The organism is Haloarcula regularis, from assembly GCF_029338315.1.
GTDB lineage: Archaea > Halobacteriota > Halobacteria > Halobacteriales > Haloarculaceae > Haloarcula > Haloarcula regularis.
This window is the reverse complement of record NZ_CP119794.1, coordinates 2,156,726-2,173,456: the sequence shown is the minus strand read 5'-3', so window position 1 is coordinate 2,173,456 and position 16,731 is coordinate 2,156,726. Positions and strand designations below refer to the sequence as shown.

Sequence of the window (16,731 nt, the reverse complement as noted above, 5' to 3'; positions counted from 1 at the left end):
GGTGCGGGCAGCGTCCCGGAGCTGCCTCGAGACGCTTTGTTGCTCACGCCCCGCTACTGCACCGCCAGCGCCGCCTCGCAGTGCTTACACCGCTCGCTATCTACTGGGTTCGGGGCCCCGCACTGCCCACAGTTGCGCCGCTCGCGCCGACGCTCGTCCTCGAAGAGGCCGCTGAAATCCGCCAGGACCACCGTCGCGACGACGACGGCCGCAGCCGACACCCAGCCGACGGGACCGAGAAACAGCAGGCCGACGGCGGCGACGGCAGCGAGGGCGACGAGCGTCCAGACGACGACCCGCTCCGTGTCACTCATGGCTGCTGCGCCCGGGGCGAGGACGGGTCACTGTCGGACGCGCTCTGACTCCAGTCGGTAGCGGACCGTCGGCCGCCCGTCGAACTGCGGGCCGGACCCGGTGTCGTCGAAGCCGACGGCCTCGACGGCCGACTCGACGTCGTCGGACCCGTCCGGAACGAGCAGTTCGACGGCCATCCCCTCACCTTTGGCGAAGGCGATGGGCTCGTCGAGCAGGCGCTCACAGATGTCGGCCGGACCCGCGAGCTGTGTCACGTGGACGGTCCCCCGACCGGCGTCGAAGCTGATGAAGCCACGGACTGCAGGGTCCTCACCGTCCTCGTCGGCCACTGTCGCCACGCGCACGGTTCGGTCGTGGATGAGGTTGCGCATCACGTCGGGTGGGCTGTCGACGAGTTCGGCGAGACGCCCCGCGTCTGACTCGACGGCGTCACGAATCTCCATACCTGTCACTCGGGCTTCCATCTAAATAAACGGTGTGTCGGTCGCTACCGCTCCGGAAACCGCGGCAGATGAACACAGTTAACCGGAGCGACGGCCAACGCGCTGTCAATGACTCACACTCACACCGTGCGGGTGATAGGATGCGCGTAGTCGCGAAGTTCGGCGGGACGAGCCTCGGGAGCGGCGACCGGATCAACCGGGCCGCCGACTCCATCGCGAAGGCCGTCGAACAGGGCCACGAGGTGGCCGTCGTCGCCTCGGCGATGGGCAACACCACGGACGAACTGCTCGACGAGATCGAGTACGAGGCCGACGACGCCGACCGCGCCGAGATCGTCTCGATGGGGGAGCGCACGTCGGTCCGGATGCTCAAGGGGGCACTCTCGGCCCGCGGCATCGACGCCATCTTCCTCGAACCGGGCAGCGACGAGTGGCCCATCATCACCGACGAGTACGGCGAGGTCGACGTCGAGGAGACAAAGAAACGCGCCCACGCGCTGGCCGGCCAGCTGAAAGACGTCGTCCCCGTCATCACGGGCTTCCTGGCCCAGGACCACGAGGGCAACGTCACGACGCTGGGTCGCGGCGGCTCGGACACCTCCGCGGTCATGATGGGCAACTACATGGACGCCGACGAGGTCGTCATCGTCACCGACGTCGAGGGCGTCATGACCGGCGACCCCCGCGTCGTCGAGGGGCCCGCAACGTCGGCAAGATCACCGTCGACGAACTCCGGTCGCTGTCGTTCCGCGGGGCCGAGGTCGTCGCCCCGTCGGCACTTGCCTACAAGGACGCGGACCTCTCGGTGCGGGTCGCCCACTACCAGCACGGCGACCTGCTGACCGGCGGCACCTCCATCGAGGGCGAGTTCCAGAGCCTCATCGACCTCCAGGAGAACCCCGTCGCCTGTGTCACCGTCGCCGGCCGCGCCATCCGCAACAGCCCGGGCATCCTCGCGGAGCTCTCCTCTGCCATCGGCGACGCGGGCATCAACATCGAGGCCAACTCCTCGGGGATGGACTCGCTGACCTTCTACGTCGACGAGGACGACGCCCAGCAGGTCGAGGCGCTGCTCCACGACCGCATCGTCGACGACGAGACGCTCTCCTCGGTGACCGTCGAGGACGACATCGCCGTCATCCGCGTCACCGCCGGCGACCCGAGCAAGCCGAACCTGGCGTTCAGGGTCGTCGAACCGATCTCGGACGCCCACGTTCACATCTACGACGTCCTGACCTCGGCGACGTCCGTCTCCGTGTTCGTCCCGTGGGACGACCGCGAACAGGCACTGAGCCTGATTCAGGACGTCTTCTGACGCGCTCCGGTCTCGGAGACCTGGATCCAGCCGTCCTTCCGGACCGTCACCAGGAACTCCGCGTAGGTGAACTCGACGGTGCCGTCGGCCACCGGTCGGTCCTCGCTCGTCGACCGCCCGAACAGCGCGGTCTCGACGGTCGCCGCGTCCACGCACTCGTACAGCGGCGGCGAGTGCACGTCGGTCGGTTCGACGCCCCTCGCCGCCGCGACGGCGTAGACGATCTCGGTCGTGAGCTCGCGCTCGCCGTCGTAGCGACGCTGGGCCGCCTGCGTCAGGTCGTTCGTTCTGTCGCCGAGGTACTCCCCCTCCTTGCTGTTCCTATCTTGTCGACTCGTCATCTATCTCACTCCGTGCGTGAGTTTCCTGGGCGCCGTTGAGGCTCGCCCCGATGCCTTCCAGCGCTGCGAGCACTTGCTGGGTGTTCTCCGCGGCGGACAGCGTCTCGGTCGTCTCGTCGTACGCCACTACCCGCCGCTCGACAAGGTTCGGAACGTGGTTGTGGTACAGCGAGACGTACACCGCGGTGCGTTCGTCCGGTCGGACCTCGTGTTCGGGAACGTCGCCCTCCCAGGCGGCGATATTCGTCGCCAGGTCGGTCAGCGACCACTCCGTCCGCTCTAAGAGCGTATAACAGAGGTATCGCCGGCGAGGATGGCCGAGCGCGTCGTGGACGTGGTCCAACTTCAGGACCGCGTCCGCGATGGCCTCCGGGTTCGGTACGTGCGGTTTCGACCCGTCGTTCGGCTCGGCCTCCCCACTAGAATTGTTCCCCATACCACGCCTCTCGGTCGACATCCGACAAAACAGTATTGCTACTATCGGGTCTTCTGACACCTCTACGTCCCGATTAGGGGAATTTGCTACCTGACTAGTTCCCAGTCAGTCGTCGGGTACGCTCGGCACCACGCCGGACTTCTCACGGGGGGCGTCGACGGCCGGGCCGACGGCGACTCGCCTCGCTCCACGGTTGGCCTAGCGCCCCTGTGACAGTCGCGCCCCGATCTTCCGGGGGAGGCCCGCGTCCGTGACGGCTTCGGCGACCGCGTCGACGTCGTACTCGACCCGGCGGTCCTCGACGGTCGTCGAATCGAGGTCGAGCACGGCGTAGGCAGCCCGAGGGTCGCCGTCGCGAGGCTGGCCGACGCTCCCGGGGTTCATCACGACGCCCTCGTCGTACACCTCGTGGTGCTGGTGGTGGGTGTGGCCCATCACGAGGACGTCCTCCACACCTAGCAGGTCCGGGCCGAACTCGCTGGGGTAGGTGTAGTGGTCCGGGTCCCGTGGGTGGCCGTGGACGAGCTTCACCCGGTCTTCACAGACCAGACGTTCCTCCGGGAGGTCCGCGACCCACGCCAGTTGTGTCTCGTCGAGCTGCTCGCGGGCGTGCTTGACGCCGGCGGCGGCCATCGAGTTGAACGCGAAGGGCGTCTCGCTGGCCACCGCCCGGTCGTGGTTTCCCATCACCGTCGGCACCGGCGCGTCGGGCCAGGGCACGCCGTCGGGCAGCGCCCCGGTCTCGCCGCGCATCGCGTCGACGCAGTCGGCGTGCCAGGGGTTGTAGCCGACCACGTCGCCGGCACAGACCAGCCGGTCGACCGGCGGCATGTCTTCGAGGACGGCTTCGAGCGCCACGCGGTTCCCGTGGATGTCCGAGAGTACCCCAACCTTCATGCCCCGATGCTATCCGCTGGAGGACCTTGAGTGTCGGTGCTCGAGGGGACCTCACTCGCCGTTGTAGACGCTGACGTCGAAGTCGCCGGCCGTCCCGGCGACGCCGGCGGCACAGACGGCGTGTTCGAACTCGTGGTCGTAGACCTCGCGGGCCGCGCCGGCGGCATCCGTCGCGTCGAGGTCGAACGCGGTCGGGCTGTCCTCCTCGTAGGTGGCGACGAGCGTCGGTTCGGTGACTTCCTCGACGAGCAGGGCGTCCCGGCGGACGGTCCCGACGACCGCGCCCGGCCCGTCGACGGTCGTCGTCGGGTCGTCGGCGTCCAGGCCGACGATGCCGGCGATGCGCGGCGTGTCGTAGTCGTCCTTCTCGAAGTCCAGCGCCAGCAGCGGTTCGGCCAGCGCGTCGCGAGCGGGATAGCCCAGCGCGAGTTTCTCGGCGATGGGGTCGACGTGGGAGCCGTTGCCGACAACCGCGCCGCGCTCGGTCACGCGGACGCCGTTGTAGGAGATGTAAGGGTTGTCCGTCTCCGGGGCGTCCGGCGTGGGTTCGACGGTGACGGTGCCGTCGCGGGCGACCGCCTGGCGGTTCGGGAACGAGCGCGAGGAGACGCGGTAGGCGCCGACCTCGGGCGCGACGACGACGAAACGTCCGACGTACATACGCGACCCTGGCGGCCAGCGTGGCAAAGCGGTGTCGATGTTCGGCCGGCCGATGCGCCGCCTGCTGGCGTATGACACCCCCGATTCCATCGCGCAACGCTTACAAGGGACCACCGGGTAGAGACGGGTGCAGCAGTCCCATGGGGTAGTGGCCAATCCTGAAGCCTTCTGGGGCTTCGACGAAGGTTCGAATCCTTCTGGGACTATCTTCTCGCGAACGAACTCGTGGGCGAGAGATATCTCGACGAGGTTCGAACCCTGCCAGTCGCGCGCAGCGAATGGGCGGTTTGAGCGGAGCGAGAATCACCCATTCGAACGGCGAAACCGTGAGCGCAGCGAGCACGTCTGGCTCCGGTTCGAATCCGTTTCGGACCGCTCTCGCGTCGAACTCTCGCCACCGTCGACCTGGCCGACGTATACATCGAAGTCGAGTTCGCGACACGCGGCGCCATCGTCGTGCTCCGGGGGAACGGCCGTGGCACCGTCGAGATCCAGGACCTGGAGTCGGTTCCGAAGACGGGTGACGGCCGCCTACTGGTACCGCCCGCGTCCCTCGATGTCCGCCAGGCTCCGGAACACGTCGTCGGCGTGGTCGCTCGCCTCTCGGTAGGCGTCCTCGGCGGCCGCGACCAGCGCCGCGTCGTCGTCGGCCGTCCCCGCAAGCGATTGCGAGAGGACGTGCAGGTCCATCGCGTGGTCCTCGGCCTCCCGGGTGTAATAGCCCAGCCCGAAGTCGATGAGGAAGGTCCGCGGGCGGTCGACGGTTTCCGTCCGGGTCGCGACCCGCACGTTCCGCGTCGTCGGGTCGCCGTGGACGAACCCGGCGTCGTGGATGCGCGCGAGGTGCCGGCCAACGTCCCGGACCCGGTCGGCGGTCAGCGCCTCCCGCAGGTCGCAGTCGCCGACGCGCTGGAAGACGATGCGTGCCTGCTGGGGGTCGACGTCCTTGACCAGCGGCGTCGGGACGCCGTGGCGGCGTGCGTCGGCCGTAAGCCGGACCTCCTGGCGGGTGCGCTCGACGCGCAGTCGCTCGTCGAGTCGCGGATGCCGGTAGGTTCGCGGGACGCGGTCCTTGACGACGGTATTGCCCTCGAAGGAGACTGTCGCCTCGGCACCCTGGACGGCGGCGTCCGCTGGCGCACCGCGGTGGCCGGCCCCGACGGTCTCGTCGCCGCGCCAGGTCACCGCCACCTCGTCGGGTCGGAAGTCGGCGTCGATGCCCGAGTCCTCGACGGCCAGCGTGTCGCCGGCGGCGTACATCTTCGCGCCGAGCATCGCGATCATCCCGGCGTTGTCTCTGAGAAAGCGGTTCTCGGGGGCGTAGAACTCGGCGCCGCGCTGCTCGCACATCTCCCGCAGCATCCCCTGGAGGCGGGCGTTCTGGCCGACGCCGCCGCCCAGGACGAGTTCGTCGGCGTCGGTCAGCGAGAGGGCGCGCTCCGAGACCTCGGTCAGCATCGCGAAGATGGTCTCCTCGAGGCCGCGACAGACGTCCTCGACCGGCACACCGTCGGACGAACGAGGTGCGTCCGACGAGCCTCCGCTCGCATTGCTCGCGGAGACGCCGTCGTCGACGGCCTGCTTGGCGGCGCTCATGATGCCCGAGAAGGAGAAGTCCATCCCCTTGACGACGTAGGGCAGCGGGTGGTACTCCCCCTTTTTCGCGTGCTGTTCGACCTTCGGCCCGCCGGGGTGGGACCAGTCGAGATGGCGGGTGAACTTGTCGATGGCGTTGCCGACGCCGGTGTCCATCGTCTCGCCCAGCACGCGGTACCGGCCGTTGCGGTACCCCAGCAGGTGGGCGTTCGCGCCGGAGGCGTTCAGGCAGACCGGCGAGGCAAAGCCCGATTGGTGGCGGCCGACCTCGAGGTGGGCGACCATGTGGTTGACGCCCACGAGCGGGACGTCGAAGCGCTGGGCGACGGCGCGGGCGGCGGTTCCGACGATGCGCAGGCAGGGGCCGAGACCGGGACCGCGGGAGAAGGCGACTGCATCGAGGGGAGCGTCCGCGCCCGCACCGGCCGCCCCGGCCTGCTCGCGGGCGTGGTCGAGCGCCGTCTCGACGACCTGCGGGATGGCCTCGCCCATGTGCTCGGCGGCCTCGCGCGGGTGGATGCCGCCACTCTCGGGCTGGTAGGCGTCGGTCTCGATGAAGACGTGGTCGGCGTCGCTCGCGCTCGTCGGGTCCCTCGTCTCGAATATCGCAGCACTGGCTGCCCAGGCGGTGCCTTCGATACCCAGAACGCGCATGCGGGGGCCTTACTTCCAGTTGGTGTAGCCGCACTTCCCGCAGGTCTGTCGGTCCTCGTGTTCCGCTAGCACGGTGTCGCCACACCGGGGACATGTCTCCCGCGTCAGTTCGCCGTCCTCGTAGTACTCGTTGCGGGCCATCTTATGCCTCCTCGGCCTCTTCCTCGGCCTCGCCGTCGGCGACGATCTTGTTGCGCTCGAGCATGTGGTCTTGCTCGACGTCGCGGGCGTCTTCGGGGCTGTCGTAGACCTTCGCGTAGCCGATGGTCTTGCGCATGCCGAACTTCGTGTCCAGCTTGTGGACGACGACCTCCTCGGCGTCCTTGTTCAGCTTCGCCGCCAGCGAGTCGCGCACGGAGAGCCGCGAGGGCGTCGCTTCGTCGTGGACGACCTCGAAGCGGACGTCCGTCCGGTGCAACATCGGGTTCTCGTCTTCCTCGATGATGTCGATGTCCATAGTTCGTTGGCTCTACTTCCCCGCGAAACGGGTAAAAGGATTTCGAAGCCGCCGAATCCGACCGAACGGTGCCTCGCTACTCGCCCAGTTGCGCCAGCAGGTGCGCGAGGTGGATGCGCTCGTTGGCCGCGTCGACCAGCGCCATGTCGGTCTCCCCGGCCAGGCGGTGGACCTCGGCGAGGCGCGCCCCGGAGTAGCGCGACCGGGCGACCGAGAGCAGGTCCTCGAGGACGTCCGCGGCGCCGTACCCCTCGTCGACGAGCAGGTCGTCGAGCGTCGAACGGGCGTCGGAGAACCGGCCCGCTTCGGCGGCCTCGACCATCGCCTCGACCTGGTCGTCGGCCTCGATGGCGTTCAGCGTCTCGTAGGCGGCGTCCATCGTCAGTTCCCCGGCGTCCTCGTAGGTCGTCTGGGCCGAGAGGATGGCGGTCCGGAGGTCGCCCTCGGCGTAGCCGGCGACGTACTCCAGGCCGTCGTCGTCGAACTCGACCCCCTCGGCTGTGGCGACCTCCCGGAGCACAGCCACCGTCTCCTCGTGGGTCGGCGCGCGTACGACGACCGGGAAACAGCGCGAGCGGATAGGCGGGATGAGCGCCGAGGGCTGGCGCGTCGCGATGACGAACTGCGTCGCCTCGTAGTACTGCTCCATCACGCGACGCAGCGCCTGCTGGAAGTCCTCGCGGATGTCCTCGGCGTTGTCAAGCAGGATGGTCTTGTAGGTTCCCGAGACGGGCGCGTAGCTGGCCGACTCCTTCAGCACGTGATTGATGAGGTCGGCCTTCGAGGACTCGCGGCGGCGCTTGCTGTCGATAAAGGAGGCAAAGCGAGGGTCGCTGGCGACCTCCTTTTTCGTCATACCGAAGACGTCGGCGACGTTTATCTCGGTGAAGTCGGCGTCGGGGTTCGCGTGGACCTCCCGGGCGTAGGCGCGGACGGCGGCCGTCTTGCCCGCCCCCTTCGGCCCGTGGACCAGCAGGTTCATCGGCTCCTCGATGGCTCCCTGGAGGTGCTCGCGGGCCTGCTGCTGGGGATGTCCGCGAGCGTCGGGGCGTGGGTCTCGGTCCACAGCGGCGCGTCCATTGGTCGTCGACCGGTAGGGCACCACCCGACAAGTAAGCCGCGGTCCCGGCCCGGGTCACAGCAGGGTGCCCCGGCCACTGTCGGGAAGGCCGACCGCGGCCCTGGCCGCGTCGTCGCCCGTGACGCCGGGGCAGTCGACGGCGGCCAGCGGGAGCGAGAGGTCCACGCGCGCCCCGCCCAGGCGGCTCTCGCAGACCGTCACGTCGCCACCGTACTGCTCGAGTATCGACGCCGTCAGGAACAGGCCGAGGCCGTCGCCGTCGCTCTCGAGGCCCCGCTCGTTGGCTTCGAGCACCCGGTCGCGGGCGGCCTCCGGGATGCCGTCCCCGTCGTCGGCGACCCGCACCCGGGCCGTCGCGCCGGTCACCGTCGCGTCGACGACCACCGTCGGGCGGGCGCCGTCGTTGTGTTCGACGGCGTTCTCGAGGACGTTGTACAGCGCCCGCTCGAGCAGGTCGTCGGCCCGGACCGCACAGTCAGGGACCGACTCGACGGTGACCGACGCCTCGGGGTACGCACGCCGGACGGCCCCGGCCTGGGCGGTGACGACCGTCGAGAGGCCGACGGGCTCGAGGTCGGTCTCGCCGGTCATCGCCTCGGTGATGTCGGCGATCTTGTCGACCGTCTCGGCCATCTGGTCGCTCTTGTCGACGACGGTCCGAGCCCACTGTCGCTGGTCGGTGTCGCCCTCGGCTGCAAGCAGTTCGCCCCGACCCCGCACGACCGTCAGGCCGTTGCGCAGCTGGTGGCGCAGCGTCCGGTTCAGCAGGTCGTTGGCCTCCCGCTGGCGTTCGAGCAGCTCCCGCTTGACCTCCTCCTCCGTGGCTCGCTGCGTCGACTCGCGGGCACGGACGCTGTAGAGGCCCACCGCGAGGCCGAAGAGGCCGCCGGCGACGATCTCGGTCAGCAGCCTGACCCCGACCGGTACCGCCGGCTGGCCGGTGGCCCGCAGGACGACCGGCCACAGGCCGAGACAGCCCATGACGACCAGGCCGCCGGTGAACCAGCGGACCACCGTCTCGGTGTCCTCGACCGTCGCACGCTGGCGCAACCGGAGGCCCTGCCAGACGGCGACGCTGGCACACGCCGTCGGCAGCGCGATGTCCAGCAGCGCGTACCCGGGGTCTGGCACCTGCACCCAGACGACCACCGTCAGCACTCCGATCGCCATCAGGCTCACCGTCGGGACCCACCACTCCGTGACTCGGTCCCACCGGTGGTCACCCCCCCACCCAGCGTGACATCGTACTATAATTATCATTTCAGGTGACTAAATAGCTTGGTGCCGCCCGGAGTGATGTGAAGAGACGAACGCCGCACACAGGGACACACTGCGCGCCCTGGCGGTCAGTTCTCGAACAGTTCGCGGAACACCTTCTGCTGGGCCGCCCGGAGGTGCTGGTGGTAGGTCGGCCGGGAGATGTCCATCGCCGAGGCCAGCTCGTCGCCGTCGACCTCCCGTGGCCAGGCGAAAAAGCCCCCGAGGTAGGCCGTCCGCAGCGCCGTCTCCTGGCGGTCGGTGAACTGCTCGGCCAGCGCGGCCCGGAACTCCTGTTGGGTCCGGACTGGCCGCTCGTGTTCGTGGTAGCTCGCCAGGTCGACGCCGTCGTAGTTGTCCTCGACGATGCTGAAGACCTCGCGGGCGTCGGCCTGGTAGGGCAGTTCGACGGTGTAGCGGGCGACGCCGTTCTCGCCGCCGACGGCCCGGGGGACGGCGCCGTGGTCGACGAGCCTGGCCAGCAGCGACCCGGTGACCGTCACGTCAAAGAGGGTCTCGCCCTCGTGTTCGGCGACGCGCCGGACCTTCGCGACCGAGTCGTCGTCCTCGAGGGCCGCGAGCACCTCGTCGGAGTCGGCCCCGTCGACGTCAGGTACAGCCGGAGCGACCCGTCGTCGTTGATGACCGTCCCCTCGGAGGTGAGCGTCGCGCCGGTGCTCGCCGAGAGGCGACTCAGCAGCAGGCGCCGGTCGTCGACGGTGAACTCCAGTTCGACCACCTTGTTCGCCGAGAGTATCTTCCCGCTCTCGATGGCGTTGATGGCGTTGGCGACGGCCCGCCCCAGCGCCTCGAGGACGACCTGTTCGCGGTCGTCAAAGGCGTCGGCCTGGTCGGCACAGACGAACAGGACGCCGTACGTCGAGTCGGTGTACGATAGCGGGATGGCCATCACCGACTCGACGCCGGCGGCGTGGGCCTGTCGGACCCACTCGGTCTCACTGTCCTCGAGGGCGGTGTGTATCTCCGGGTCGTCCTCGGCCAGCGCCCGGGCGCCGACGGTGTCGTCCGCGAGGGTGACCGTCTCGACGTCGACGTCGACGTCGCCCGCCCACGCGGTAGCCTCCAGGCGCTCGTCGCGGACGTCGGGTCGGCCGACCCACGCGAAGACGTAGGGGTCGGTCGCGACCAGCTCGTCACAGACGCCCGACTCGACGGCCTCCCGGGTCGTCGCCTCGACCAGCACCTCCACGGTGTTCTCGATGAGGCCGTTTATCCGTTCGAGGATGGTGGCGATGCGCTCGCGCGTCTCACGGACCTCCTGTTCCCGTTTCGCGCGGTTGCAGGCCGCCGCGGCGTTGGTCACGAGCAGGCTCGCCACCTGCCGGTCGATGTCGTCGAAGGCGTCCAGGTCCGTCGAGAGGACGCTCAGGGTCCCGTGGACGCCGATGGGGAAGAACATCGCCGACCGGATGGGCTCGTCGCCGCCCATGTCGAGGCCGTCCGCGTCGCTGTAGAAGACCGGCTCGCCGGTCGCGAACACCTCGCCGGGGTACCCCTCGTCGAGGGCGTAGACCGGGCGCTCGCCCAGTCGCTCGTCGGTGGCCGCGGTGGTCGCGGCCGGCCGCAGGACCTGGGCCTCGGCGTCGTAGAGACGCACGACGTTCAGGTCCAGGCCCAGGGTCCGCTGGGCCGCCCCGGAGACGATGGCCGCCACCTCCTCCCGACTCGGGGCCTGCATCAGCGCCCGCGAGGTCTCCTGGAGGCCCGACAGCATCTCCTCGCGGCGCTTGCGCTCGGTGATGTCACGGATGACGCCGGCGGTCCCGCGGAACTCGTCGTCGTCCCCGTACAGCACCGTCATGTGGTCCTCGCAGGGGACCTTCTCGCCGTCCTTGCGGTGGATAGTCAACTCGAAGGTCGTCCCCACGTCGTCGCGCCCGTCGCCCGAGAGCAGCTCCCGGAGCTTGTCCTCGGCGAGTTCGACCGTCGTCCGGTCTTTGATGATGCGCGTGTGCTCGCCGAGCAGTTCCGCCTCGGTGTAGCCCGTCAGCTCGGTCATCGCTCCGTTGACGAAGACGAACTGTCCCTCGTCGTCGAGTGCGTAGACGCCGTCGTCGAGCGCACCGATGACCTCGGCGTGCCGGTCGAAGGTCCCGTCGTCGGCCGCCTCGTCCTCGACTGCGCGTTCGATGCGGTCGGCCAGGACGACGTACTGCTCGCTGGGGCCGCGCTGGACGTACTCGAGGTCCCGGTCGCGCAGCACCTGACGGACGATGGCCGCGTCGTCGTGCCCGAAGATGACGACCGGGAGGTCGGGCCGGGCCGACCGCAGGTCGGACACGAACGCCGGGAGGTCGACCTGCGTGCTCACCACGCAGTCGACGTCCTCGAGCCCCGCCGGAGGGGCGCTGTTCCCGGCCGTCCGCACGTCGAACCCCGCACCCACGCGCTCGAGCGCTGCCGCCGCCCGTGAGACCTGCGCCTCGTCGTCGCCACACACCAGCACGCGCGCTCCGCTGCCCATACCTAACTGGTTAGCAACGGCTACATATCAAGGTACGGGTCGGCCGTGTCCGGTTCGGCGGCTATCGATCGAAGAACCCGCTCGAGAACGCCGTCCTTCAGGTTCCGCCGGCTCTCTCAACAGTGGCCGCCCGCGAACACCTCGCCCATCTCGGGGTGACACCCGGAACAGAGCCACTCGGTGGTCCGATAGGTCATCGTATCGGTGGCCCGCCGGTGTTTCCAGACGTGTACTACGTCGCTCCCGCAGTGATCACACTCTGCCATACCTGGCGTGTGTATTGTTGACACACTGTCTTAAAACTATGGTTCTGTACAATATACTCGGAAATACCGTCTGTTCACACAACTACGACAGAAAAACATCCTCGTTCGTGTGGTTCTTCGACGGCGACACGCGCGCTGTGCCCGTGCCCGTGAGCGCGCCGCCGGTGTGTCCTACTGGTGGCTGTGGATGTTGGTACTGCTACACTCGGGACACTGCGTGGTCACGCCCAGCGGCGGGACCGCGACCCTGTCCCACGCGTCGCCGGCCGGTGCCTCGAACCCGCAGTTGAGACAGGTCAGCTGTGAGATCGCTTCTGTGTCGAACATCACCCGCTACTACTCCCTCCACCGGAAAAATTGTTTGTGTGTTTACACGCTTGCCCAGCCCGACCCGGCTTTGTGGGTCAGGGTCCGCCTGCGGCGACGCGTGGCTACGGGTCGATCAGCTCGAACTCGATTCGCTCCACGTCGGCACCTTTCGACACCCGGTTCGTGATGTGGACGGCGCCGACCTCGCCCAGCCGGTCGACGTGGGTGCCGCCACAGGGACACATGTCGTAGTCGTCGATCTCGACGACACGAAGCGGGTCGACGTGGTCGGGGATGAGGTCCAGCTGCGTCCGGCCCTCGGCCACCCCGCTTCGACGGCCGCCCGTACCCTGTTTTCCTTTGTGACTGGCAGGTCCCGTTCGATGACGGCGTTCGTCTCGCGCTCGATGAACGCCAGGTCCTCCTCGTCGAAGTCCGCCGGTTCGAAGTCGATGCGCGAGCGGTCCTCGTGGATCTGGTTGCCGGCCGTCGTCGCACCGTACTCCTCGAGCACCACCCGCGAGACGACGTGCTGGGCGGTGTGCATCCGCCGAAGCGTCTCCCGGCGGGCCACGTCGACGTGGCCCTCGACGGCGGTCTCCTCCACGGGCGGGTCACCCTCGAGCGACTCGACGTAGTGACGCACGTCGCCGTGGTCCTTCCGCACGTCCACGACGTCGGCGTGGCCCCCCTCCCAGCGAAGTTCGCCCCGGTCGGCCGGTTGTCCGCCGCCTTCCGGATAGAAGTACGTGCCGTCGAGCACGACGTATGCCTCCGTCGCCGCCGTGACTGTCGCGGTGAACTCCGTGACGTCGTCCTCGTCCGGGAGATACAGGAGGTCGGTCATGCGCGCTGGATACGCTCCCGATGCACTAAGTGATGTGGGAGAAACCTTCCTCGAGCGGTGGCACTTTGCGTCGAGAACCCGACGTTCGGCGCCGACTCGATGCCGTCTCGGAACCGCTCTGCACTACTCGCCCGTGGGTTGTGAGGCGCACCCGGCGACGACCGAGCGGGCGACTGCGACTCGCTGTCCGGCCGGACGTCCGCGGAAAGCAACACCCCCTTACGGTGACGACCGGAACGTGCGGTGTGAACGATTCGACGCGACAATGGGTGTTCGCCGCGCGGCCGACCGGTGAACCGGATCTGGGTAGCTTCGAACTCCGCGAAACGGACGTCCCGGAGCCACGTCACGGGGAACTCCTCGTCGAAGTACAGTACCTTTCGGTCGACCCGTACATGCGAGGGCGGATGTCGGACAGCGCATCGTACGCGGACCCGTGGGACGTCGGTGACGCGATCGAAGGGGCCGTCGTCGGGACGGTCGTCGAAAGCGACAGTGTGGCCTACGACGCGGGGGATCTCGTGACCGGCATCGGGAAGTGGGCGGACTACAGCCTCCTCGACGCCGATGACGTCGCGCCCGTCGACACCTCCATCGCGGCCCCACCGGCGTATCTCGGCGTGCTCGGGATGCCCGGACGGACGGCGTACTTCGGGCTCCTGGACGTCGGCGACCCCGACCCCGGGGAGACCGTCGTGGTGTCGGGGGCTGCCGGGGCTGTCGGTTCCACTGTCGGCCAGATCGCGAAGCTGAACGGCTGTCGCGTCGTCGGCTTCGCGGGCTCGGACGAGAAAGTCGCGTGGCTCACGGACGACCTCGGATTCGACGCCGGCATCAACTACACAACGGCAGACGACTACCGGGCGGCCCTCGACGACGTCGCGCCCCACGGTGTCGACGTCTACTTCGACAACGTCGGTGGGCCGATCACCGACGCGGTGTTCACGAAGTTGAATCTCGACGCACGTGTCGCCGTCTGCGGGCAGATCGCCCACTACAACGACGAAGGGGTCCCTACGGGCCCACGCAAGCTGCCACAGCTTATCGCACCGCGGGCGACGGTGCAGGGACTCCTCGTCAGCGACTTCGAAACACGGTTCGGCGAAGCGCGTGCCCAACTCGGTGCCTGGGTGACCTCGGGTGACCTCGCGCATCGCGAAACCATCGTGGACGGACTGGAGAACGCACCGGAGGCGTTCCTCGGGCTGTTCTCGGGCGACAACATCGGGAAACAGGTCGTCGACGTCGCCGAACCCTGATCCAGCCGTGCTTTCGAGCAGCTGTGCTGTCTGTGCGTTTTAATACTCGGTATGGCACACCACCGGAATCGCAAGATTGCGGCGGCATTGGGGACTGTGAGGTACCGGCCCGGCGCTAGGCGTCATCTTTCTTGTGTCCTGCCAAAGCCAGCCAACTGCCGCGAGAAGGCCTGAGGAATGCGCCGGCCGGGAATTGAACCGCCTGCAGAAATGCTCGCCCCGCTACGCGTTCCTGCCGTGCTTCAATCCCCTCGATTCCGCATCCGCTCCGCACGTCCGTTCGTCGCGGGATGCGCCGGCCGGGAATTGAACCCGGGCTATTGGCTTGGGAAGCTACCTGCCTACTTTCTCGGGATACATAAACGAAAGTAGGCTATTCCCGTTTCATCAGCGTGTTATGGCCGGTCTGTACCACATAAAACGTGACGATGGTACTTAAAACCCGGTGCGGTGGTGTGGACACAACCGAGCATAAGGCTACACCCGGTGAAATCACCCTCTTGCCGTCATGCGGTTCTGAGCGTTGGTAATAATTCAAACCATTGATATGCCTGATGGTTATTGCTGGTGGTTATGATTCTTTCAACGGGACGATGTTATTAAGCATCCTTCTCATCACTGTCTTGCTTGTAAGTGACTGGTCTTCTGAAAATGAATGCGTAGGTCATCGAACCTTCATGCTCAGAAAAGCTACCCACTTCCTTGGCTGGCTTTTCAACTGTCTCTACAAGCCTCCATCCTTCCTTCCCGAGTTCATTCAACATTTGATCTGGTGGCAAGTCAGGTCCATCCGACTGTGCGGTCATCGCATCAACGAATCCAGAAGGAGGTGAATCCGTCATGAGGTCATAGGTCAGGTATTCCCACTGTTGAATATCGTCATCAACTACGGCTTCAGAAGGTGACGTGGACACTGACGGCTGACCTTCAGTCTCATTTCCCTTACTGGGTTGCTCTTGGCTTTGGGGCTGGTTCTGTTCCTTCTGTTGCTTTCGTTCCTCCTGAATATCGTTCACTCGCTCACGAAACGACTTTTCGTCATCCTCACTGTCGTCATCGCCAAAGATTCCCATGGCGGAAAGTCATATCCTCGCCACAAGTAATTGATGACTGTTTAGCAATAACTGTCTGGTTTTTTATAGAATCGTCTTCGGCCGACCAGTGAAACAGAAGGGGTGTTCTGAGAACTGACCCACAAGACAACCAGAATTCTCGCTATCAATCTGTCAGGAATCGCTGTCTCCTTTATAAGGCAATGGTCATTACGTGTTAATTGAGGCGTGACGCTGAGAAGCTGACCGTCTCCCCTCATACGACCGGTTCAGTCGTTCTGTTCCGACTGCTTCGTAGTGAATAGTCATGGAGGGCCGGGTAAGGTCGGTTCAACCGGCACGAGGCCCTTTAGTCGCACCCTGTCGCAGAACGATGTCAACTAACAGAACAACCATCATGGTCTACGAAGACGAGAAGAACCGACTCGATAAGTACGCTGAGACTCGATTGGGGCACTCAGACGTTCCTTACCGGTCCATTGTCGTTTCACTGCTTGAGGAGGTCGAAGGCGATGAGTAAGGTCACCCTCAGCTTCGACGAGAAGTACGACCAACTGGTACGCCAGCGTGTCAAGATGCTTCGGCAACACCGTGCCCGTGAACTCCGGAACGTAGGTCGTGATGAACTTGCCGAGCGTGTGGCAGAGAGTGAGCCAGACCGGGCCGACTACGTCAAGGAACTCGTGAAGGCTGATCTTCAGGAGGCAGGACTGACGGATGAGTGACGACTACGCAGAGTATACGGTACGTGTCTCAACGGATGGCGTCAAATCGCCACATGACCGGCTGGTTCAGTTGGCACAGCACTCTCGACGTGCTCGACGGTACGATGGCGATCAAGTCGAAGCCGAGGGTGAGAAGGATGCCGTTGCTGATCTGTTGGCCTTCATCGTGCACGAAGAATCCAAGCAGTCAAGTGGTCGGTGACCGGGACCAGAGCGACATACTGAGACTCACAAACGATCCCACAGTGTGGACAAAACTGCTCTATTCCCAGTTACCGACCGGTAGACTTCCTCACTCGCCGGTAGGTGTGTGAGCGACCAGCCACCTCTTTTTTT

15 protein-coding genes and 4 pseudogenes are annotated in these 16,731 nt (G+C 66.6%); 3 read left to right on the top strand and 16 right to left on the bottom strand.

What is annotated here, in order from left to right; genetic code table 11:
* Window positions 1-53: 53 nt before the first annotated feature.
* On the bottom strand, window positions 54-314 hold the full coding sequence (locus P1N55_RS11720) for a hypothetical protein (RefSeq protein WP_276275772.1): 261 nt from the start codon (window positions 312-314) through the stop codon (window positions 54-56).
* A 27-nt stretch (window positions 315-341) separates the two neighbouring features.
* On the bottom strand, window positions 342-758 hold the full coding sequence (locus tag P1N55_RS11715; protein WP_276275771.1) for a hypothetical protein: 417 nt from the start codon (window positions 756-758) through the stop codon (window positions 342-344).
* Window positions 759-898: 140 nt separating this feature from the next.
* Here P1N55_RS11715 and P1N55_RS11710 point away from each other — a divergent pair.
* A pseudogene (locus P1N55_RS11710) lies at window positions 899-2,073 on the top strand (aspartate kinase).
* On the opposite strand, the gene P1N55_RS11705 reads toward P1N55_RS11710, so the two are convergent.
* The 13 genes and pseudogenes from P1N55_RS11705 to P1N55_RS11640 form a co-directional block, all read right to left on the bottom strand.
* The gene (locus P1N55_RS11705) at window positions 2,058-2,414 is read right to left on the bottom strand and encodes a HalOD1 output domain-containing protein (protein ID WP_276275770.1); all 357 of its coding nucleotides are present in this window, start codon (window positions 2,412-2,414) and stop codon (window positions 2,058-2,060) included. The pseudogene P1N55_RS11710 and the gene P1N55_RS11705 sit on opposite strands and share 16 nt — an antisense overlap.
* Window positions 2,395-2,850: a DUF7344 domain-containing protein gene (locus tag P1N55_RS11700; protein WP_276275769.1), complete on the bottom strand. Its 456-nt coding sequence runs from the start codon at window positions 2,848-2,850 to the stop codon at window positions 2,395-2,397. The genes P1N55_RS11705 and P1N55_RS11700 overlap by 20 nt, the downstream gene beginning before the upstream one ends.
* Window positions 2,851-3,048: 198 nt before the next feature.
* Complete coding sequence (locus P1N55_RS11695; RefSeq protein WP_276275768.1) at window positions 3,049-3,747, bottom strand: metallophosphoesterase family protein; 699 nt, start codon at window positions 3,745-3,747, stop codon at window positions 3,049-3,051.
* 51 nt (window positions 3,748-3,798) lie between these two features.
* On the bottom strand, window positions 3,799-4,407 hold the full coding sequence (locus tag P1N55_RS11690) for an IMP cyclohydrolase (RefSeq protein ID WP_276275767.1): 609 nt from the start codon (window positions 4,405-4,407) through the stop codon (window positions 3,799-3,801).
* Between the two features lie 531 nt (window positions 4,408-4,938).
* Complete coding sequence (locus P1N55_RS11685) at window positions 4,939-6,657, bottom strand: bifunctional N(6)-L-threonylcarbamoyladenine synthase/serine/threonine protein kinase (RefSeq protein ID WP_276275766.1); 1,719 nt, start codon at window positions 6,655-6,657, stop codon at window positions 4,939-4,941.
* 9 nt (window positions 6,658-6,666) lie between these two features.
* On the bottom strand, window positions 6,667-6,798 hold the full coding sequence (locus tag P1N55_RS11680; protein ID WP_276275765.1) for a 30S ribosomal protein S27ae: 132 nt from the start codon (window positions 6,796-6,798) through the stop codon (window positions 6,667-6,669).
* A gap of 1 nt (window position 6,799) precedes the next feature.
* Window positions 6,800-7,114, bottom strand: coding sequence for a 30S ribosomal protein S24e (locus P1N55_RS11675; RefSeq protein ID WP_276275764.1), 315 nt, complete (start codon window positions 7,112-7,114; stop codon window positions 6,800-6,802).
* Between the two features lie 76 nt (window positions 7,115-7,190).
* Window positions 7,191-8,194 (bottom strand): annotated as a pseudogene (locus P1N55_RS11670) (AAA family ATPase).
* Window positions 8,195-8,249: 55 nt separating this feature from the next.
* Window positions 8,250-9,365 (bottom strand): sensor histidine kinase, encoded by a 1,116-nt coding sequence (locus P1N55_RS11665; protein WP_276275763.1) that lies wholly within the window; start codon window positions 9,363-9,365, stop codon window positions 8,250-8,252.
* 176 nt (window positions 9,366-9,541) lie between these two features.
* A pseudogene (locus tag P1N55_RS11655) lies at window positions 9,542-11,911 on the bottom strand (bacterio-opsin activator domain-containing protein).
* Between the two features lie 142 nt (window positions 11,912-12,053).
* Window positions 12,054-12,203 (bottom strand): hypothetical protein, encoded by a 150-nt coding sequence (locus P1N55_RS11650; protein WP_276275762.1) that lies wholly within the window; start codon window positions 12,201-12,203, stop codon window positions 12,054-12,056.
* A 171-nt stretch (window positions 12,204-12,374) separates the two neighbouring features.
* Complete coding sequence (locus P1N55_RS11645) at window positions 12,375-12,530, bottom strand: hypothetical protein (RefSeq protein WP_276275761.1); 156 nt, start codon at window positions 12,528-12,530, stop codon at window positions 12,375-12,377.
* Between the two features lie 104 nt (window positions 12,531-12,634).
* A pseudogene (locus P1N55_RS11640) lies at window positions 12,635-13,359 on the bottom strand (alanyl-tRNA editing protein).
* A gap of 245 nt (window positions 13,360-13,604) precedes the next feature.
* Between P1N55_RS11640 and P1N55_RS11635 the strand changes: the two are divergent.
* Window positions 13,605-14,618 carry an NADP-dependent oxidoreductase gene (locus P1N55_RS11635; protein ID WP_276275760.1) on the top strand — a complete coding sequence of 338 codons (1,014 nt, stop codon included), beginning with the start codon at window positions 13,605-13,607 and terminating at the stop codon, window positions 14,616-14,618.
* A gap of 599 nt (window positions 14,619-15,217) precedes the next feature.
* On the opposite strand, the gene P1N55_RS11630 is transcribed toward P1N55_RS11635, so the two are convergent.
* Window positions 15,218-15,691, bottom strand: a complete 474-nt coding sequence (locus P1N55_RS11630; protein ID WP_276275759.1) for a hypothetical protein — start codon at window positions 15,689-15,691, stop codon at window positions 15,218-15,220.
* Between the two features lie 491 nt (window positions 15,692-16,182).
* Here P1N55_RS11630 and P1N55_RS11625 point away from each other — a divergent pair, with 491 nt between their 5' ends.
* Entirely contained in the window at window positions 16,183-16,395 is a 213-nt protein-coding gene (locus tag P1N55_RS11625; protein WP_276275758.1) for a hypothetical protein, read from the top strand.
* The last annotated feature ends 336 nt before the right edge of the window (window positions 16,396-16,731 follow it).